Annotated in this window: 14 protein-coding genes; 13 read left to right on the forward strand and 1 reads right to left on the reverse strand. The window is 70.4% G+C overall.

Annotated elements, in window-relative coordinates; translation table 11 throughout:
• Window positions 1-64: 64 nt before the first annotated feature.
• The 13 genes from ACZ3IC_RS29020 to ACZ3IC_RS29080 all read left to right on the forward strand — a co-directional run bounded on the left by ACZ3IC_RS29020 (window position 65) and on the right by ACZ3IC_RS29080 (window position 20141).
• On the forward strand, window positions 65-4648 hold the full coding sequence (locus tag ACZ3IC_RS29020) for an amino acid adenylation domain-containing protein (RefSeq protein ID WP_467420897.1): 4584 nt from the start codon (window positions 65-67) through the stop codon (window positions 4646-4648).
• A 66-nt stretch (window positions 4649-4714) separates the two neighbouring features.
• Complete coding sequence (locus tag ACZ3IC_RS29025) at window positions 4715-4945, forward strand: MbtH family protein (protein ID WP_467420900.1); 231 nt, start codon at window positions 4715-4717, stop codon at window positions 4943-4945.
• A complete protein-coding gene (locus tag ACZ3IC_RS29030; protein ID WP_467420902.1) occupies window positions 4938-10268 on the forward strand; it encodes a type I polyketide synthase in 5331 nt (1776 codons plus the stop codon). Before ACZ3IC_RS29025 ends, ACZ3IC_RS29030 begins: the two co-directional genes overlap by 8 nt.
• Before the next feature lie 145 nt (window positions 10269-10413).
• The gene (locus ACZ3IC_RS29035; RefSeq protein WP_467420903.1) at window positions 10414-11244 is read left to right on the forward strand and encodes a 2OG-Fe dioxygenase family protein; all 831 of its coding nucleotides are present in this window, start codon (window positions 10414-10416) and stop codon (window positions 11242-11244) included.
• 20 nt (window positions 11245-11264) lie between these two features.
• Complete coding sequence (locus ACZ3IC_RS29040) at window positions 11265-11921, forward strand: hypothetical protein (protein WP_467420904.1); 657 nt, start codon at window positions 11265-11267, stop codon at window positions 11919-11921.
• Window positions 11918-12943, forward strand: coding sequence for a BtrH N-terminal domain-containing protein (locus ACZ3IC_RS29045; RefSeq protein WP_467420906.1), 1026 nt, complete (start codon window positions 11918-11920; stop codon window positions 12941-12943). Before ACZ3IC_RS29040 ends, ACZ3IC_RS29045 begins: the two co-directional genes overlap by 4 nt.
• Before the next feature lie 113 nt (window positions 12944-13056).
• Window positions 13057-13920 carry a lysine biosynthesis protein LysX gene (lysX, locus tag ACZ3IC_RS29050; protein ID WP_467420907.1) on the forward strand — a complete coding sequence of 288 codons (864 nt, stop codon included), beginning with the start codon at window positions 13057-13059 and terminating at the stop codon, window positions 13918-13920.
• A complete protein-coding gene (locus ACZ3IC_RS29055; RefSeq protein ID WP_467420908.1) occupies window positions 13917-14648 on the forward strand; it encodes a sulfotransferase-like domain-containing protein in 732 nt (243 codons plus the stop codon). The genes lysX and ACZ3IC_RS29055 overlap by 4 nt, the downstream gene beginning before the upstream one ends.
• Before the next feature lie 66 nt (window positions 14649-14714).
• On the forward strand, window positions 14715-15974 hold the full coding sequence (locus tag ACZ3IC_RS29060) for a cytochrome P450 (protein WP_467420909.1): 1260 nt from the start codon (window positions 14715-14717) through the stop codon (window positions 15972-15974).
• Entirely contained in the window at window positions 15971-16735 is a 765-nt protein-coding gene (locus ACZ3IC_RS29065) for a thioesterase II family protein (protein WP_467420911.1), read from the forward strand. Before ACZ3IC_RS29060 ends, ACZ3IC_RS29065 begins: the two co-directional genes overlap by 4 nt.
• Window positions 16736-16756: 21 nt before the next feature.
• Window positions 16757-17917, forward strand: a complete 1161-nt coding sequence (locus ACZ3IC_RS29070) for an acyl-CoA dehydrogenase family protein (protein ID WP_467420913.1) — start codon at window positions 16757-16759, stop codon at window positions 17915-17917.
• A 5-nt stretch (window positions 17918-17922) separates the two neighbouring features.
• A complete protein-coding gene (locus ACZ3IC_RS29075; protein ID WP_467420915.1) occupies window positions 17923-18924 on the forward strand; it encodes an acyl-CoA dehydrogenase family protein in 1002 nt (333 codons plus the stop codon).
• 101 nt (window positions 18925-19025) lie between these two features.
• On the forward strand, window positions 19026-20141 hold the full coding sequence (locus ACZ3IC_RS29080) for a DNA glycosylase AlkZ-like family protein (protein ID WP_467420917.1): 1116 nt from the start codon (window positions 19026-19028) through the stop codon (window positions 20139-20141).
• A 52-nt stretch (window positions 20142-20193) separates the two neighbouring features.
• Here the strand turns inward: ACZ3IC_RS29080 and ACZ3IC_RS29085 are convergent, their stop codons facing one another.
• Complete coding sequence (locus ACZ3IC_RS29085; RefSeq protein WP_467420918.1) at window positions 20194-20721, reverse strand: DinB family protein; 528 nt, start codon at window positions 20719-20721, stop codon at window positions 20194-20196.
• Between the last annotated feature and the right edge of the window lie 139 nt (window positions 20722-20860).

Raw genomic sequence — 20860 nt, forward strand, 5'->3', positions numbered from 1 at the left:
CCGTCGGACTGTCTGCCCGATCGCCCGCCCGACCGCTCACCGACCCGACAAGGAGTCTTCTGCCATGGATCTGCCCACCGAGCAGCCGCAGACCCGGCCGGATGCACCGGTGGCCGACGCGGCTGCGCCCGACCTGGCCTCGCTGCGGTCACGGCTGGCCGAACTGAGCCCGCAGAAGCGCCGGCTGGTGGAGCGGCTGCTGGCCCGCCAGGGCGCCGACCTGGGCATCAACCGCCGCGCCGGCGGTGCCGCGGAGGCCCTCTGCTCCTTCGAGCAGGAGCGGCTGTGGTTCATGTACGAACTGCTGACCCGGCGCGAGATCTTCCACGTCCCGGTCGCCCTGCGGCTCGACGGCGAACTGGACCCCGACGCGCTGGAGCGGGCCCTTCAACAGCTCGTCCAGCGGCACGAGGCGCTGCGCACCGTCTTCCGGCAGCGCGACGGCCGCCCCTACCAGGTCGTCCGCGAGCAGATGAGGATCCCGCTGGAGCGGATCGACTGCCGCACCGCCGCGGACCCGGCCACCGCCGCCCGGCAGCAGGCCTCCGCACTGGTCACGGAGGACTTCGACCTGGCGGCGGGACCGCTGGTGCGCTGCACGCTGTACCGGACGGGCGAGCGCGAGCACCTGCTGGTCCTGGTGCAGCATCACATCGTCTCCGACAACTGGTCGCTGGGAATCCTGCTGAACGACCTCGGCGAGCTGTACGCCGGCGAGCTTGGGAAACCGGCCGAACTGCCCCCGCTCGACCTGCACTACCCCGACTTCGCCGAGTGGCAGCGGGCCACGGTCGAGGGCGCGACGATGCGGCGCACGCTGGACCACTGGCGCGAGCGGCTGGCCGGCGCCCCGGACAGCCTCGACCTCCCCACCGACCGCCCCCGGCCCGCGATCCGCGGCAGCCAGGGACAGTTCCACCACATACGCTTCGGCGCCGACCTGGTCGCCGGACTGCGCGAGCTGGCCCGGCAGCACGACACCACCCTGCTCGGGGCGTTCCTCGCCGGCTACATCGCCCTGCTGTCCCGGCTGGTGCGCTCGGAGTCGCTGGTCGTCGGCGTCCCGGTGGCCGGCCGGCCGCGCGCGGAGCTGCAGCAGATGATTGGGTACTTCCTGAACTGGCTGCCGATCCACGTCCAGGTCGGCGACCGGCCGAACCTGCACACGCTGGTACGCCGCACCGGGACCGCCCTGGCCGAGGCGATGACCCACCAGGACGTGCCGTTCGACATGCTGGTGCGCGAGCTGCAGCCCTCCCGGCGCCCGGGCGAGACCCCGATCTTCCAGACCTCCTTCTCGCTGCGCGACGGCGCCCCCACCCCGCCCGCGATGCCCGGCCTGGAGATCTCCTTCGCCGAACTGGACGGCGGCGCCACCCACTACGACCTGATGGCCGAACTGTGGTGCGAGGGCGACGAGGTCGTGGGCTACCTGCCGTACGACGACGAACTGCTGGACGCGCCGACGGTGGCCCGCTGGGCCGGCTGGCTGGAGACGCTGCTGCGCGCCGGCCTGGCCGCACCGGACACCCCGGTCGCCGACCTGGAGATCCTCGCGTCCGGCGAGCGGACGGTGATTCCCGCCCGGGGCCTGACCCGGTCCGAGGACACCGGCCCGGCGGAGCGGACCCTGCACGGCGCGTTCGCCGCGCAAGCCGCCCTGCGCCCGGACGCCCCCGCCGTCTCCGACGAACGGCAACAGCTCACGTACGCGGAACTGTCCGCCCGCGCTGACCGGATCGCGGCCGCCCTGCAGGCGCGCGGCGAAGGCCCCGGCAGCATCGTTGCCCTGGTCCTCGACCGCACCGTGGACCTGCCCGCCGCTGTGCTCGGCGTGCTCCGGGCGGGCGCCGCCTACCTGCCCGTGGACCCGGAGAACCCCGCCGACCGCACCGCCGACCAGTTCGCCGAGTGCGGCGTACGGACCGTGCTGGCCACCCCGGCCACCGCGTCGGCGTCCGCACTGGGCACCCGCGACGACGGGTCGCACGTCCTCGTGCTGGACTGGCAGGACCCGGCCTGGGCGGACGGCTCACCCGGTCCGGCCGCCGTCGACGTCTCCCCGGACGCACCCGCGTACGTCATCTACACTTCGGGCTCCACCGGCCGCCCCAAGGGCGTGCTCGGCGCGCACCGCAACGTGCTGCGACTGCTGGCCGCCTGCGACGAGCACCTGCGGCTCGGGCCGGACGACGTGTGGACGCTGTTCCACTCCTACGCCTTCGACTTCTCCGTCTGGGAGATCTGGGGCGCACTGCTGCACGGCGGCCGGCTGGTCATCGTCCCGCAGTGGGCGACCCGCGCCCCGGACGTGTTCGCCGAGCTCGTACGCGACGAGCAGGTCACTGTACTGAGCCAGACCCCGTCTGCGTTCGGCCAGGTCAGCGAGACCCTGCTGAAGCACTCCGGCCCGCTGGCGCTGCGGTACGTGGTGTTCGGCGGCGAGGCGCTCAACCACACCGCACTGCGCCCCTGGATGAGCGCCCACGGCGACCGGCAGCCGGAACTGATCAACATGTACGGGATCACCGAGACCACCGTGCACGTCACCGTGCGCCCCGTGCGCGAGAAGGACCTGGCCGAGCCGGGGTCCCTGATCGGCCCCCCGCTGCCCGACCTGTCGCTCTACCTGCTGGACGCGTCGCTGCACCCGGTCGGCACTGGAGTGCCCGGCGAGATCTTCGTCGGCGGGGACGGGGTGACCCTGGGATACGTGGCCAACCCCGAGCTGACCGCGGAGCGCATGCTGCCCGACCCGTTCGCCGGACGCCCTGGCGTCCGCATGTACCGCAGCGGTGACCTGGCGGTGCGTCGCGACGACGGAGAACTGGTCTACCTGGGGCGGAGCGACGACCAGGTGAAGATCCGCGGCCACCGGATCGAGCCGGGCGAGGTGCAGGCGGCTCTGGACGCGATCGACGCCGTCGCCCACGCCGCCGTGGTGGTGGAGCGCGACCGGGTCGGCGCGGCCACCCTGGCCGGCTATGTCGTACCTGCCGAGGGCGCCGGGATCACCGGCACCGCGATCCGCCGGGCGCTCCTGAGCTCGCTGCCGGAATGGATGGTGCCCGCCTCGGTCACCGTGCTCGACGAACTGCCGCTGACCCGCAACGGCAAGCTGGACCGGCAGGCACTGGCCGACCGCAGGAACCGGGTGGAGCCGACCGGACCGCGCGGCGAGGCACCGCGCGGCGACACGGCGCGGCAACTGGCCGCTATCTGGTGCGATCTGCTCGGCGTACCCGCGGTGGGCGGCGAGGACAGCTTCTTCGAGCTCGGCGGGCACTCCCTGATGGTGATGCACATGGTCGCTCGCATCCGCACCGCGCTCGGCGTCGAGATGCCGATGGAGACCCTCTTCCGCTGCCCCCGGCTGCAGCCGCTGGCCGACGCCGTGGACGAGGTGCGCGCCGCCGCGGCGAGCACCGCGGCCCCCGGACCTGGAACGGACGCGACGGCCGAGCTCGCGGAGGTACGCGAGGACCTGGCCGCCCGCACCGCCGGGATACCGCGCCCGGGGCCGCGTACCGACGCCGACCGGAACACCGTCCTGCTCACCGGGGCCACCGGGTTCGTCGGCCGGTTCGTGCTCGCCGGACTGCTGACCGACGGCGGCCGGGTGATCTGTCTGGTCCGCGGCGGGGCCGCCCGCCGCGAGCGGCTGGTGGCGGGGATGACGGACCTCGGACTGTGGCACGAGGAGCACGCCGCTCGACTGGAGCTGGTGGACGGCGACGTTGCCGCGCCCGGGCTCGGCCTCTCCGGACCGGACCGCGACCGGCTGGCACGGGAGGCGGGCCGCGTCATCCACACCGCGGCCTGGGTCAACCACGTATACCCGTACGATCAGTTGGCCGCCACGAACACCCACTGCATGGCCGGTCTGCTGGAACTGGCGGCCCTCGGCCGGCGCAGCGTCCTCACCCTGGTGTCCACCAGCTCGGTGGCAGACTCCGCCGCCCACCCGCCCGGCTCCACCGTGCCGCCCGGGCCGCTGCGGGCACTGCCGTCCGCGGCCAACGGATACGTACGGTCCAAGGCGATGGCCGAGCAGTACCTCCACCTGGCCGCCGAACTGGACGTACCCGCCGTGGTGATCCGGATCCCCAGCGTCTTCGGCGACCAGCGGCGGTTCCAGATCAACCCCGCCGACGCGGTGTGGAGCTGGTCCCGCGCGATGATCGACACCGGTGGCTTCCCGGAGAGCTTCGAGCTGGAGGGCAATGAGCTGTTCCAGGCGCTGCCCGCCGACGCCGTCGCCCGGGCGGTGCTGCTTGCCGACCGCGACCACACCGAGGCGGGCACCCGCTACCTGGACGCCGTCCCGGCGGCCGTCGGCTCCACCCGCGACCTGGTGGCGGCGATCCGCGCCGCCGGCCACACGCTGAGTCCTCGCCCGGACCACGCGTGGTACTCCGCAGTGGGCGACCTGGACCCCGACCGGGTCTGGGTGGCCGGCATCGCCGGCCAGGTTGCCGCCCGGCTTGCCGCGGATCCCTCCGTCGCGGCCCCCCGCACCCTGCGCCGCTTCACCGCCCCCGGAGAACCGGGCGAGCTGGACGAGCTGTTGCGCACGTGGGCCCTGAACTCCCCGGCCCAACTGGCCGGGTACATCCGGACGCTCGAAGCGTCCTCTCCGGCGATCTGAACCGGCCGGGAGGATGCCCGGCCTTCGCACGGCTGAACAGCAGGACCGCACATCACAGCATGATCGATGGGAGTGGGAGTGAGTACGGACGAGCGTACGTACCTCGTGGTGCGCAACCACGAGGATCAGTACTCGATCTGGCCCGCCGGGCAGAACATCCCGGAGGGCTGGGCCGCGGAGGGCTTCGACGGCCCCAAGAGCGCATGCCTGGCGCACATCGCCCAGGTATGGACTGATCTGCGGCCGCTGAGTCTGCGCCGCGCCGGTGTCGACAAGGGAGCGGATCGCGTTGGCTGAGAATGTGCAGAACCCGTCCGTGGCTCCGGACTCGTCCGTGGAGCCCCTCGCAGTGATCGGCATGAGCTGCCGGTTCGCCCCCGACCTCGACACCCCCGGCCAGCTCTGGGAGTTCCTGCGTGCGGGACGCAGCGTCGTGGGCGAGATGCCCGACAAGCGCTGGGACCCGTACGAGACGGACAGCCGGACCCGCGAGATCCTGCGCAAGACCACCCGCAAGGGTTCGTTCATGCAGGACATCGACGGCTTCGACGCCGAGTTCTTCCAGATCACCCCGCGCGAGGCCGAGTACATCGACCCGCAGCAGCGGATCATGCTCGAAATGGCCTGGGAAGCGCTCTGCGACGCCGGACTGCCGCCGTCCTCACTGGCCGGCACCAACGCCGGTGTCTATGTGGCGGCGAACTCCAACGACTACGGCCGCCGACTGCTCGAGGACCTGGACCGTACGGGTGCCTGGGCCGTGAACGGCACCACCTTCTACGGCATAGCCAACCGCATTTCGTACTTCCTCGACACGCACGGGCCCAGCATGGCCGTGGACACCGCGTGCGCCGGCTCGCTGACCGCCCTGCACGTGGCCGGCCAGGCCCTGCGCAGCGGCGAGACCAACGTCGCCATCGTCGGCGGCATCAACATCATGGCCTCGCCGGCCCTGGTCGTGGCCCTGGACGCGGCCTCCGCGACCTCGCCGGACGGACGCAGCAAGTCCTTCGACAAGGCCGCCGACGGCTACGGGCGCGGCGAGGGCGGCGGAGTCGTCGTACTCAAGCTCCTGTCCGACGCGGTCCGTGACGGCGATCCCGTGCACGGGCTCATCATCGGCAGCGGCGTCTTCCAGGACGGTCGCTCCGACGGAATGATGGCACCCGACGGTGCCGCCCAGCAGCGCATGCTGGAAGAGATCTACCAGCGGGCCGGCATCGACCCGGGCACCGTGCAGTACGTCGAGGCGCACGGCACCGGCACCCGGCTCGGCGACGCCGCGGAGGCCCACGCCATCGGCAATGTCTTCGGCCCCGGCCGGGACAGCGACAACCCGCTGCTGATCGGCACCCTCAAGCCGAACGTCGGCCACGTCGAGGCCGCCTCCGGCATCGCCGGCGTGATCAAGGTCCTGCTGGGGATGCGGAACGGCGAAGTGCCGCCCAGCGTGCACGAGGAGCCCGACCCCGAACTCGGCCTGGAGGCCGCCGGGCTGCGCCTGGTCGGCGAACCGACCCCGTGGCCGCAGGGCGAGCACGGCATGCGCGCCGGAGTCTCCAGCTACGGCGTGGGCGGCTCGATCGCGCACGCCATCCTGCAGCAGGCACCGCCGCGCCCGGACGCGGCGGAGCGCCCCGCCGCCGAGCGGCCCGCCCGACCCTGGGTCCTCCCCGTGTCCGCCGCCTCCGAGCAGGGCGTACGAGGACTGGCCGGCTCGGTCGCCGAGTGGGTGCGCGCGCACCCCGAGGCCGACCTGGACGACCTCGCCCACACCCTGACCGCCCGCCGCTCCCACCTGGCCCACCGCGCCGCCGTGGTGGCCGGCACCACCGAGGAACTGGTGGCGGGACTGGACGCGCTGGCCGACGGCGAGACCTCGCCCGCGGTGGCCCTGGAGTCCGCGTCCGCGTTCGGCGACAGCGGCGCGGCCGGACCGGCCTGGGTGTTCTCCGGGCACGGAGCGCAGTGGGCCGGGATGGGACAGGAACTGCTCACCACCGAGCCCGTGTTCGCCGAGGTCATCGACGAACTCGCCCCGGTGTTCGCCGAGGAGCTCGGGTGGACCCCGCGTGAGGCGATCGAGGCGGGCGGCCCCTGGACGGTCACCCGCACCCAGGCGATGACCTTCGCCATGCAGGTCGCCCTCGCCGAGGTGTGGTCGCAACTGGGCCTGCGCCCCGGCGCGATCATCGGACACTCGGTCGGCGAGATCGCCGCCGCCGTGGTGGCCGGAAGCCTGGACCGGGCGGAGGCGGCACGGTTCGCCTGCCGTCGCGCCCGCGCCTTGGAGCAGGTCGCGGGACGCGGCGCCATGGCGATGCTGCCGATGGCCTTCGCCGACGTCGAACAGCGGGTCGCCGACCGGGACGGCGTGGTCGCGGCGATCGCCGCCAGCCCCCTGTCCACCGTGGTGTCCGGTGACACCGACGCGGTCGAGGCGCTGCTGGCCGACCTGGAGGCCGAGGGCATCCAGGCCCGCCGGGTGAACACCGACGTCGCCTTCCACAGTCCGCACGTGCACGACGTGCTCGACGAGGTCAGGCAGGCCGCCGGCGAGCTGCACGCCGCCACCCCGCGGGTGACGCTGTACAGCACCGCCCTCCAGGACCCGCGCTCCGACGCGGCCCGCGAGGGCGAGTACTGGGCCACCAACCTGGCCGACCCGGTCCGCTTCCACCAGGCCGTACGGGCCGCGCTCGACGACGGCACCCGGGTCTTCCTGGAGGTCTCCTCGCACCCGGTGGTGGCGCACTCCATCACCGAGACCGCACTGGACGCGAGGATCTCCGACGCACAGGTGGTGATCACCCTGCGCAGGGAGCAGCCGGAACAGCGCACCATGCTGGCTGGCCTGGCCCGCCTGCACAGCCTCGGCAGCCCGGTTGCGTGGTCGTACGACGGCGACCTGGTGGACGTCCCGGCGGTGCGCTGGCGGCACAGGTCGTACTGGATCTTCCCGGACACCGCACCGGAGCAGGGCGCGGGCTTCGGCCACGACCCGGAGACCCACACGCTGATCGGCGCACGCACCACCGTCGCCAGCGCCCCGGTCCAGCGGGTCTGGCAGACCGAGCTGCACATGGAGAACCGCCCCTACGCGCAGTCGCACAAGGTCGTCGGCGTGGAGACGGTGCCCGCCTCCGTGGTGCTCAACTCGTTCATCCGCGCGGCCACCAACGAGGGCGAACCGGCCTGCGGCCTCCGCGACATCGTGTTCCGCATCCCGCTGGCCGCGCACCCGACGCGTGTCGTGCAGGTCGTGATGGAGCAGGACAAGGTCCGCATCGCCAGCCGCATCAAACGCGACCAGGAGAGCGGCGGCATCCGCGACGACGAGTGGCTGACCCACACCACCGCCACCGTCGTGCACGAGCCGGAGGTCGGGGCGACCCCGATGGAGGACCCGGACGTCATCCGGGCCCGCTGCCCGGAGTCGTGGACCTGGGCCAAGGTCGACGGGATCTTCCGGACCATGGGCGTGGACGGCTACACCTTCCCCTGGGTCGTGGAGGAGCTCCTGCGCGGCGAGGACGAGCAGCTGTCCACGATCACCGTGGACCACACGCCGAAGCTGCACCCGTCCAGCTGGACCGCGGTCGTCGACGCCGCGCTGACCGCCAGCGGCGTGCTGGTAATGGACGAGAACTCCAATGTCCTGCGGACCTGTTCACACCTGGAGTCGCTGTCCTTCGTCGGCCCCCCGCCGCCCCGGATCTACGTCCACACCGTCCGTGACCCGCGTACGCCGGACACCATCAGCATGACGGTGGCCGACGAGAGCGGCACGGTGGTCTGCGAGGCCCGCGGGCTGCGCTACGTCAAGGTCCAGGACATCGGGTCCGGCGCGGTCGGCCCGCGCGACCTGGTGCACGAGCTGGTCTGGGAGCCGGTGGAGGTGCCGGCCGACGCCCGGGTGCCCGCCAAGGCCCTCCTGGTGGGCCAGCCCGCCGCCGGTTCCGCGCTGGTCGAGGCACTCGCCGCGCGCGGCGTGGAGACCTGGGCGGTGACGGACGCGGCCGGGATCGGCGACGGCCTGCTGACCTCCGACGACGTGGTGATCGTGGCGCCCGAGGCGCTGTTGCCCGGGGAGGCCCCCGAGCAGGCGGCCCGCCGGAACACGCAGGCGCTCGTCGACGCCGTGCAGCAGGTGGCGGCGATCCCGGACGAGCAGCGCCGGCCCAAGGTGTGGGTGCTCACCCAGGAGGTACGGGCGGGTCTCACGGAGGCCGCCCTCGCGCACGCTCCGCTGTGGGGCGCCGGGCGTATCGTCGCCGGTGAGCGTCCCGACCTGTGGGGCGGCGTGATCGACGTCGCGGAGGGCGTCGAGCCGCAGCAGGTGGCCTGGCTGGTCGGCGCCCTGCCGCCAACCGAGGACGTGCTGTCGCTCGCCCCCTCGGGCGTCTCGGCGGCCCGGCTGCGGCAGGTCGAGCGGCCCGCGGAGCGCGAGCCGGTGGACTGCCGTCCCGACGGCACGTACCTGGTCACCGGCGGCCTGGGCGCGCTCGGCCTGGAGGCCGCGCGGCACCTGGCCGAGCAGGGTGCCAGGCGACTGGTGCTCATCGGCCGCCGGGGCCTTCCGTCCCGGTCGGAGTGGGACCGGGTGGAAGACCCGGCGGTGGCCGCGCAGATCGCCGAGGTGGTCGCCCTGGAGGCGGCCGGAGCCACCGTGCGGGTTCTGCGGCTGGACATCTCCGATGCCGAGGCGGCGGCTCGCGCCCTCGACCCCGGCGCCCTGGACATGCCGCCCGTGCGCGGCATCGTGCACTGCGCCGGTGTGGTGTCCGACGCGCTGGTGGAGAAGACCGGCGCGGCGAACCTGGACACCACCATGGGTCCGAAGGCCGACGGCGCGATGGTCCTGCACCGGCTCTTCCCGGCCGGCACGCTGGACTTCTTCACCATGTTCTCCTCGTGCGGCCAGCTGGCACGGCTCACCGGCCAGGTCAGCTACGCCTCCGCGAACTCCTTCCTGGACGCGCTCGCGGCACTGCGGCGCTCCCAGGGCGAGCCAGGCACGACCAGCTTCGCCTGGGCGCAGTGGATCGGCCGCGGCATGGGCGAGACCACGGGCAGGGCGACGATCCTGGAGGCCGAGTCCCGCGGACTCGGTGGGATCACCGTCTCCGAGGCGCTGCGCAGCTGGGCGTACGCCGACCGGTTCGGCCTGCCGTACGTCGCGGTGATGCGGGTCATGCCCGACCACACGCTGCCGGTGTTCTCGCACCTCTCGGTCACCGACGCTGGCGCGGAGAGCACTGGCGGAGGCGGCGTGGACTGGGCCACCGTACCGGCGCAGGAACTGCCGGAGCTGGTGCTGAAGGAGACGCACGAGCAGGTGGCCGCCGAGCTCAACCTCGCGGTGGACGACATCGCGATCGACCGACCGCTGCTCGAACTCGGTGTCGACTCCGTGCTCACCGTGGCGCTCCGGGTGCGACTGCACAGGTGCTTCGCGGTGGACCTGCCGCCGACGATCCTGTGGAGCAACCCCACGGTCCGCGCGCTGGCGGAGTTCCTGGCCACCGAGGTCGGGGGCGAAGCGGACGAACTCACCGTGGCCGACGAGGAGTCGGACGCGCAGGGGCAGCGGGAAGTCGCCACGGCGGCTGCCGGCTGACAGGCGGTTCGACCCGGGGTGGTGGCGACCTCACCACCCCGCTCCTGCCGGGCCCGGGACCGTGTGATCCATCCGTGTCCCGTGCCCGGCCCACTGTAGAGTCTCGGAAAAGTCAACAAGACGCTCATGTGGTATTTGTAGTATAATGATCGGGATGACCGTGGGTTCTGTGTTGACGTCGAACCGCCAGGGGGAGCCGCGCATGCCAGGTCAGGACTCAGTGCTGATCGATACATCGACGCCCGGAGGCTTGCGCGCCGATCACTTCGCTCAACACGGTTGGGCACACGGCCGCCTGCGCACGCCGGCGGAAGGACACGAGTGGACGCAGTTCGCCTCCTCATGGAACGAACTGGTTCCCGATGCCTATCTCGGACAGGAACGGTGCCGTCGAAATCGCCGGTTCGGCCGGGTGCTCGCCCATCGCGACGGCACTCTGGAGCCGCTGCACGGCACCGAGTTCTTCCAGAGCAAAGAGATCAACCAGGCATTCGGTGATCAGTTGCGCGTGTTCGAGCCGCTGACCGACACCGTGCTGGCCGGCAGCTTTTTCCCTCGTGTACTCCGCGAGACCATCGCTCTGGTCAACGAGGTGGCGGGGAAGCAGGACTGGGAACTCGGCATCCACTTCATCCGCGTCCTCGCGGACGCCGACGAAGGGTCGGAACCCGCGCCGGAGGGCCGCCACTCGGACGGTCACTCCTACGTGGCCATCCACCTGATCGACCGGCACCAGTGTGTCGGGGGACGCAACCAGGTGTTCCGGAACGGCGCGTCGCAGGCGGAGCACTCGGTCACCATGACCGAGCCACTGGAAACCCTGATCCTGTCCGACACGGCGATGGAGCACGACGTCAGCGAGATCCGGCCCGACGAGACGTCCGAGTCGGCCTGGCGCGACACCATGATCGTCGATTTCAACACCGTGCCTGATCCGGCTGGAGTGGCAGGCCGCACGCACGGCTCGCTCCAGTGACTGGGGGATTGATGACTCAAGTGGCAACCGATTCGGTACTCACCGGCACCAAGCCAGGTCCGCGCGTGCACAGGCTGCCCGCAACGGCGTCGGCAGCGGAATTCCGCATGGTCGACCTCGACGATCTGCTCAACAACCGAGCGACGACCAGCACCTCCGACCTAGATTCCGGCAGGCTGAACGCATGGGGAAACTCCTTCCCCGCGGATGAACTCCCGAAGCCCGGCGCCCTGATCGAGGTGGCCGGCATCCCCTTCACCTGGGCGCGCGCCACCCCGGAAGGGGACAACGTGCGGTGCGAGGCCCAGCTCATCGAGATCCCGCCGGGCCAGTACGACTGGATCTATCTGCTCGCCGCCTCCGAACGGCGCAGCGAGGACACGATCTGGGCGCACTACGACGACGGGCACGCCGATCCGCTCCGTGTGGGGGTGTCGGACTTCCTGGACGGCACGCCGGCGTTCGGAGAGGTCTCCGCCTTCCGTACCTCCCGAATGCACTACCCGCACCACGTCCAGGAGCGGCTGCCCACCACGATGTGGCTCACCCGGGTGGGGATGCCGCGCCGAGGTACCGCCGTGTCCCTGCGGTTGCCGCGGTCGGTCGCGATCCACGTCTTCGCCCTCACCCTGCTGACGGGAGTCGACGTGCGACGCGCAGAGGAGGGCTCGATATGACCACCACGGACACCACCGCACGGCCCGTCCGGCTCTGGACGCGCGATCTGGGCAGCTGCCTGCACGGCACTCTGGCGACGGCGCTGATCCACGACGGCCATGACCCGGTCACCGTCCTGGGCGCACCGTGGGAGTTCCGCCGGCACCCCGGGGCCTGGAGCTCGGAGGAGTACTTCTTCTTCTCGGAGCCCGACTCGCTGGCCCGGCGACTCGCGCTCTTCCATCCGTTCGAGTCGACCTGGCAGCGCGGCGACGGACTGGACGATCTGCGCGAGGCGCTGGCGGCGGGCGACCTGCCCATCGCCGCGGTCGACAACTTCCATCTGCCGTTCCGCCCCGCCTTCCACGACGTGCACGCCGCACACCTCCTGGTGGTCTACCGGATCACCGACACCGAGGTGTACGTCTCCGACGCCCAGCCGCCCGCTTTCCAGGGCGCCATCCCCATCGCCGACTTCCTGGCGAGCTGGGGTTCGCTCAACCCGCCGGACGACGCGGACGTGTTCTTCAGCGCCAGCCCCAGCGGCCGACGCTGGCTGCGGACGCGCATGGAAGGACCTACTCCGGAACCGGACCCCGACTGGGTCGGTCATGTGATCCGGGAGAACGTCGCCCGGTACCGGCAGGGGTCCACCGCACCGACCCAGACCGGGGAGGCGGGACTGCGTCACTACCTCGACCAGCTGTGCGCGCTCACTCCCGGGACGGACGCCGCCTCCGAGGCCCTGAGCGAGCTGTACGTCATCAGCTGGAACATCCAGGCCCAGGCCGGTCTGCACGCCGAGTTCCTGCGTACCCGGTCGGTGGAATGGCGGATCCCCGAACTGGCGGAGGCCGCGGCCGGAGTGGACGCCGTCGCACACGGCTGGACCGCGGTGCGCATGACGGGCGCGCACTGGCGGGTCTGGGAGCGGCACCGGCCCGACGAGCTGCGCCGCCACAGCACCGAACTCGTCCGCCGTCTCGACGTCGCCCTAGATCAGCTCGATCTCGCGGCGGACGCGCTGTCCCGGCGGACCTGACCTGCGGCAGGCCGACGGCACCCCCCCATCCGACATCGATCTGCACCGAAAACGATCCGCACCGCATGGCAGTACGGCGCGGATCGGGAAGGGCCCTCGTGGACACAACCGCCATGCCCATAGCCGTCGTCGCCTCCCGGATCCGTCGGGAGGAGCGACTGATCCTCGAGTCGTTCGAAAAGCGCGGTCTGCGCTGCGAGCACGTCGATCCCCGGAAGCTGAAGGTGCTGCTCACCGACGGCCAGCCGCCCTACCGGGCAGCCCTCATGCGCGAGGTGAGCCACAGCCGTGCCGCTTCCGTCGCGGCCACGCTGGAAGCGCTCGGAGTTCCCACGTACAACAAGCCGGCCGTACTGGAGACTTGCGGCGACAAGCTCCGCACCGCGCTCGCCTTCCACACCGCGGGACTGCGGATGCCGCAGGCCGCGGTCGCCTGGGGAACCGACTCCGCCCTGGACGCCCTGCCCAAGCTCGGATACCCCGTGGTGATCAAACCGGTCACCGGATCGTGGGGCCATCTGACCGCGAGGGTTCAGAACGAGGAGCAGGGCCGGACCATCCTCGAACACCGGGCCGCTTTGCCCAATCCGCAGCAGCACGTGTTCTATCTGCAGGAACACATCGACAAGCCCGGACGCGACATCAAGGTCTATGTCGCCGGTGACCGAGTGATCTCCGCGATCTACAAGAACGCGGTCGACGACTGGCGGACCAACACCGCCATCGGCGGCGCGGCCACACCCTGCCCGATCACCCCCGAACTGACGGAACTCGCCGTGGCGGCGGCACACGCGGTGGGCGGCGGATTCCTCGGCGTCGACCTGCTGATCGACCAGCAGGAGCAGCTGTACGCGAACGAGGTCAACCACACCCCCGAGTTCCACGGAGCCATCGACGCGACCGGGATGGACATCGCGGGATCGATCGTCGACTGGGCCGTCGGCGAGATCGAGGCGCGGGAAGGGCCGGCGCAATGAGCACGACCGCCGGCCGCCCCACGCTGCTCGCGCTGTGGAGCGCGCCCCGCTCCCGCTCCACCGTGTTCTTCCGGATGATGGTGGAACGCCAGGACCTCCTGACCCTGCACGAACCGTTCTGCAACATTGCCAATGACGACAGTACGGAGGTCGGTGACCGTGTGGTGCGTTCCACGGACGCCCTGACGGACACCCTGATCGAACTCTCCGCTCAGCGGACCGTGTTCTTCAAGGACACCACCGACTGCGTCTACGACTCGATATTCGAGCGCCCGGACTTCCTCAAGAGCGGACGGCACGCCTTCCTGCTGCGCAACCCGCGGGAGATCATTCCGTCGTTCGCGGCACTCAAGCCGGACATGGCCCTCCATGAAGTGGGCATCGAGTACCTGTACAGGATCTACCAGGCAGTGCTCGAAGCCGGCGGCAATCCGGTGGTCCTGGACTCCGACGACTTCGTCGACCACCCGGAGCAGGCGGTTCGGGAATACTGCGCGGCGGTGGACCTGCCCTTCCGCGCGGACGCGCTGCGATGGCAGCCGGGGGAGCGACCGGAGTGGAGCCAGTCCGCCCGCTGGCACGCCGATGTCAGTGTCAGTTCCACGGTGCAGCGCCGTGAGCGGACCTATGACAGGACGATCGACAACGACGCCCTGCTGCGGCGCTTCCACGAACACCACCTGCCGTTCTACACGTACCTGTGGGAGCGGCGGCTCCGGATCTCCTGAATTCCCCACACCGATTCGCCCATGAATTTCTGCGCCCTGGTTGATCGAATCCGAAAGGTACGGTAGATGATCATTTCGAAGCCGCCGTTCTGCCCCGTGCAGTTCCAGGATTCTGACCTGCTCGACTCAGGTTTCCACGCCTCGACGGACATGCACGCGCTCTGGGCCGACATGCGGGAGCACCAGCCGCTCTACCGGGCGGAACCCGGCGGTGGCCGTGAGCCGTTCTGGGTCGTGACCCGCCACGAGGACGTCAGCCGGGTCCTGCGCAGCCACGGCGAGTTCTCCTCACGACGCGGCACGATCCTGTGCGTGCTCGACCTCAAGACAGCGGACATCGCATCCGACAACATGATGGCCGACACCGACCCGCCGCGGCACAGGGAGTTCAGGGAGCCGCTGAACAAGGCGTTCTCCCCGACCGTGGTCGCCACCCAGGAGAAGCTGCTCAGGGACCTGTCCCGCGATCTGATCCAGACGACGCTCGACGCCGATGTGTACGACATCGCGCACAAGACGATGATGTTCCCGATGGCCGTCACCGGCACGCTCATGGGCCTTCCCCCCGAGTCCTGGGAAAGGCTCGCCGAGCTGGTCATGATGACGATCGCCTACGACGACCCGGACTACTCCACCGGCAACGCGCAGGCCACCGTGCGCCAGGCCCGGCACGAGCTCTTCGAGTACTTCCAGAAGGAGTACGCGCAGCGAACCCGCGAGGACGTCGACCCCGATGTGATCGGCGCGATGGTCCAGATGGACCTGTCGGAAGGGCCGATGTCGCAGGAACAGGTCCTCCTGAACGCCTTCGTGCTGCTCATCGGCGCCAACGTCACCACGCCGCACGCGCTCTGCACCCTGATGACGCTCATGGCCGAGCACCCCGAGCAGTTCCAGGCCGTACGGGAGAACCCCGAACTCCGCGCGACCTGCCTCCAGGAGCTCCTGCGCTGGTCGTCCCCGGTCACCGCACTTATGCGGTACGCCGTCAAGGACGTGGAGATGCACGGCCGGACCATCCGGGCGGGCGAGCCGGTCAGCGCCTGGATCGGCGCCGCCAACCGCGACGAGCGCGTCTTCCCCGACCCGTACACCTTCGACGTCACGCGCCGGCCGAACAAGCACCTCGCGTTCGGCCTGGGGCCGCACTACTGCATCGGCGCGGGCCTGGCCAAGGTCGGTCTTGAGATCTTCCTCGACGAGCTCCTGGACCTGGTGGAGACCGTCGAGATCGCCGGCGAGGTACAGCACGTCGCCTCCCACTTCGTACCCGGCTACAAGAGCATGCCCGTGCGCTTCACTCCCCGGAAAACGCAAGCGCGGTGAGCCGTCACCCCGTACACCGGCCCGACGCACGGCTGTGGTTCGACCGCCGCTTCCGTTCCGCCGCAGCGACGCACAGTCTGTACTGCTTCCCCTTCGCGGGCGGCGCCGCGACCTACTATGCCGACTGGGTGAGACACTGCACCGGCCCCATCGAACTGGTGCCGGTGCAGCTGCCCGGCCGTGGCGGCAGGATGGCCGAGCCGTCGGCGAAGGACATGGTCCAACTCGCCGAGGAGATCGCGGAGACGATCGCCGCCGAACCCACCCGGGTGCTCCTGTACGGCCACAGCATGGGCGCGATCCTCGCATTCGAGGTCGCCAGGCGGCTGCGGACCCTGGACCGGCAGGTCGAGCACCTGTTCGTGAGCGGCCGCCCCACACCGACGATCGTCCGGCCGCCGACCCCCGTCAGCGACCTTCCCAGGGCCGAGTTCATCCAGATGCTGCGCGACTACGGCGCCGCGGACCAGACGGTCTTCGAACACGACGAACTGCTGGACCTGCTCATGCCCATGATCAGAGCGGACTTCGCGATGATCGAGAACTACCGGTACCGGCAGGACACGCTCCTCTCGTGCCCGGTCTCCGCGTGGTGCGGAGACGCCGACCCCGAGGTACCGCCGGCGGCGATGCGCGGCTGGGGGGACCAGACGTCGGGGGAGTTCACCCTCTCCGTGCTTGAGGGCGGGCACTTCTTCCTCACCGAGCACCAGGCCGACATCATGCGGACAGTGCACGCCGCGATCCGTCGAGTTCGATAACTACCGACAAGGAGTGAGAGCGTGGACTTCGATGTGCCACAGGAGAGCGTTGACTTCGAGAAAGAAGTCGAGGAGATTCTGACGGCGCCGGAGACGGAGCGGCTGCTGCAGGGCGTCTTCGCCCGACAGGACGGCATGGACGGCAACCCCCGCGAGCTGTACCGGCACATGGGCGACGCAGGCATTCTCGCGCCCTCCTGGCCGGTGGAATACGGTGGCAGGGGGCTCGACTTCACCGCCACGGTGGCGCTGCTGGAACAGCTCGTCGCCCACCGGATACCGCAGAACCTCTACTGCATCTCCGTACAGAACGTCGGTTCACTGATCCTGGCGGCCGGCTCGGAGCACCAGCGCAAGATGCTGCTGCCGGCCCTGGCGAGCACCGAGATCACGTCGTGCATCCTCTTCACGGAACCCGGCAACGGATCCGACCTGGCGGGCATCACCACGAGCGCCGTGCGGGACGGCACCGGATGGGTCCTCAACGGACGCAAGACCTACAACCTCAAGAGCATCTACGCCGACATCGCGCTCATCGCGGTGCGCACGGACCCGCAGGGCAGCCAGTACGAAGGCCTCACCCTGTTCCTCGTCCCGCTGGACGCACCCGGCGTCGTCATCAGGCCCATCCCCAGCCTGGCCAACGAGCAGTTCCACGACATCTGGTTCACCGATGTGCACGTGTCCGAGGACGCGCTGTTCGGCCGGGTCGGCGAGGGGTGGTCCCTGATCACGCAGATGTTCGCCGCCGAACGCACGGGGCTGGACTACTACGCGCGCGGACGCCACTGGCTGAACCTGGTCGGGGAACGCCTCGACGAGGACGGCCGGCAGCCCTCCGACGTCGTACGCGCCGAACGGGCGCGCCACGAGACGAGGATCACCGCCAGCAAGCTGCTGAGCTGCCAGGTCATGCAGAACCTCCAGGACGGCAATCCCGACATCGCCGAGTCCTCGTTCGCCAAATGGCACTGCAGCGAATCGGCCCAGCGCATCGCGTGGTGGGCCCTGGACACCCTGGGGCCGGACCTGCTGGAACCCGGACCCGACGCCGGGGAGCGCACCCTTGAAGCAGCATTCCGGGAGGCTCCCGGAATGACCATCTCCGGCGGCGCGTCGGAGGTCATGCTGGACATTCTGAGCAGTGCCCGGGTATTCGACCACGCCCCGAGGGGGGACTGACTGCGATGGACCTGCGACCTGATCCGCTCGAGCAGCGTCTGCGGGACGCGGTGGACACGGTGCTCACGTGCACCGGCGAACCGTCCGTCCATCTGGCGTCCATCGGCGTGCCCTCCCTCAACGCACCGGAACGCCTCGGTGGGCTCGCGCTGGGGCTCACCGCCGACATCGTCGTGAACGAACGCCTGGGGTACGCGCTGGAGCCGCTCGGTAGCTACCGGCAGACCGCGTTCGCACTCGACCTGCTCGACAGCGACGACACGCGGACGGAGGACCTCGCGGAGATCCTCGCCGAGCTGTACAAGGGCACCCGGCACGCGGTCGTGGTGGGCGCGCGCGGCCCCGCCGGCGTACAGGTGAAGTCGGGAGGGAGGCTGTGGGGTGAGTCGGTGTCGCTGCCCCGAGGCGACATCGGACTGTGCGTGATACGGACGGCCGACGGCGCCGGGAGCGAGTGGCGCCTCGTGGTCCCGGAACCCGACACCTGCGTCACCGAGACCGTCGACCATTTCGGCATGCCCGCCGTGCGGTTGAGGTTTGACGGAGCCGCCTCGCAGCCGCTTGCGGTGAGCGCGGCTCACTGGGAGCGCGCGCTCGCGGCGGCGAGGATCCGCCAGGCGGCCCTGCTGCTGGGCATCGCGGAGCGGATCGTCGATGTGGCACGCGCCCACGTCAACACCCGTACGCAGTCGGGGAAACCGCTCGTGGAACGGCAGACGGTCGCGCACCGGCTGGCCGTACTGGTCGGTGAAGCGGACGGCTGGCGACTGGTACTGAAAAAGGCCGCCTGGGAATTCGACCGCGGCGGGCACCCCGACGCGGCAGCCGCCCTGGCGGTCGCGGGCGAACACGCGCAGCTCGCCAGCCGCACCGCACTCCAACTCCACGGTGTACGGGGAATGCTGGCGCACTCGACGGCGGCGAACGTGTACCGGATGGTGGCAGTGGAGTCCGTACGCCTGGGTACCCCGACCGACCTGTGGCTGGAGACCGCGTCCGACACCTGACACCCGGCATCCGGGACTTGCGCCGACAACTCACCTCTCCCGGTGTAGGTTGAAATACAGAGTCTGGTGCAGTGTGTGGATTGTTGGCTGAAAGGAACGGCGTGAAGGTCAGCTGGAGGCAGGTTTTTGCGTGGCGGATGCGGCGGCAGTTCCTGGAGCCGCGCACCCAGCCCAGTGCGAGCGAAGTCGTCGGCAGACTCTGCGGCGTACAGGCGCAGGTCTGGAGCGTCGCCGAGCTGAACGTCGCACTCCGACAGGCGAAGCCTGACCGGGACAGTGTCAACCGAGACGTCGCCGATCTCTCGTTGATGAAGACCTGGGCGATGCGCGGAACCCTCCATCTGCTGCGCCCGAGTGAAGCGAGCGCCTACCTGTCGCTCATGGCGAACACGGGAAGCTGGCTCAAGCCTTCCTGGACGCGGGCCTCAGGCGTCACCCCGCAGCAGATCGACGAGTTGACCGACGAGGTGGCGGGCATCCTCGACGGGGCGGTGCTCACCCGGGACGAGCTGGTCACCCGGCTCGTGGCCGACAAGCGGTTCGCGAGCATGGAGGAGCGGCTGCGGTCGGGGTGGGGCTCCGTGCTCAAGCCGCTGGCCTGGCGAGGTGTCCTGTGCCACGGCCCGAACCAGGGCAACAAGATCACCTTTACCCGGCCGGCCGGCCAGTTTGGCGCGGACTGGGGCAAGATGCCCGAGCCCGACGAGGCCGCCCCCACGGTGATCGAGGCGTACCTCGGCGCGTACGGTCCCGCCACGATCGAGACCTTCGACCGCTGGCTGTCGCTCAACAGCACGAGCAAGCCGCAGCTGCGCAGGTGGTTCGGGGACATGGGCGACAGGCTGACCGAGGTCGATGTCGAGGGACGCAAGACCCTGATCCTGACGGAGCACGCGGACGAACTCGCCGCCATCGCTCCGTGCGAGGGAATCAGGCTGCTCGGCGGCTTCGACCAGCATCTTCTCGGCCCCGGAACCAAGGACGAGGTGATGCTCGCGACGGAGCACCGTTCCGCGGTGAGCCGCGCCGCCGGATGGATCTCCCCGGTCGTCGTGCGGGAGGGCCGCGTCGTCGGGGTGTGGGAGATCGCCGATCAGGAGCTGGTGGTGACGCCGTTCCCGGATTCCGACCGTCTCCCGCTGAAGGCGGTCGAGAAGGAGGCGTCGCACGTCGCGCGCGCCAGCGGGGCGAGCAGACTGTCGGTTCGCATCGCCTGATGTCGCATGCTCTGCCGCGCTCGCACGAAGTGGGCGCGGTAGAGCATGCGCATCACTTGAAATGGGCGCGGTAGAGATCGCGCAGGAGTGCGATCTCCCCTCCGTGGTGCATGACTTCACGATTGACGTGCAGGAGTAGGGTCGCCATGGGGCGCTCTCCCCACTGGCCCTCGGCGTCTCCTATGGGCCGCTGCAGCCCCTCGTCGTCGAGTGAGAGCACCCCTTTCCGCCAGGTGCGGTAGTACTTGTTCAGTGCCTCGAGACCGCCCTCGGCGGTGACCGGCAACGTCGCGGTGCCGATGGTCAAGGACCCGTCGCCGAAATGCGTGCTGGCCCGGAAGCCGAGTACGTGAAAGGCGATGTGGCACAGACGCCAGGCGATCGTCGTCACCGGCGGAGGCTCTGGGACCGGCTCCTGCCAGTCGAACCTCGCCCTGCCGTCCTCGCCGGTCCGGATCGTCCAGCAGTCCGGCACGGGCTCCCACTGGTATTCGTCGTCGGTGAGACCGGCCAGCCGGGGCGTCAGGTGGTAGTCCCAGTAGAGATCGAGCTGGTCGAGTACTTCGGTACGCCAGATCATCCGGTACTCCTGTCGAGCGGTCGTTGCTGCGCTCGACGATAGTTGATTCGGCACGCTCGGTGCCCAAATGGCGACACGCGGTAGCCATCGGGGGCAAGGTGAACCCCCGCCGCAGGGTTGCCATTCGTAGACTGTGTCG

This window comes from Streptomyces sp. NPDC002958 (assembly GCF_055563255.1).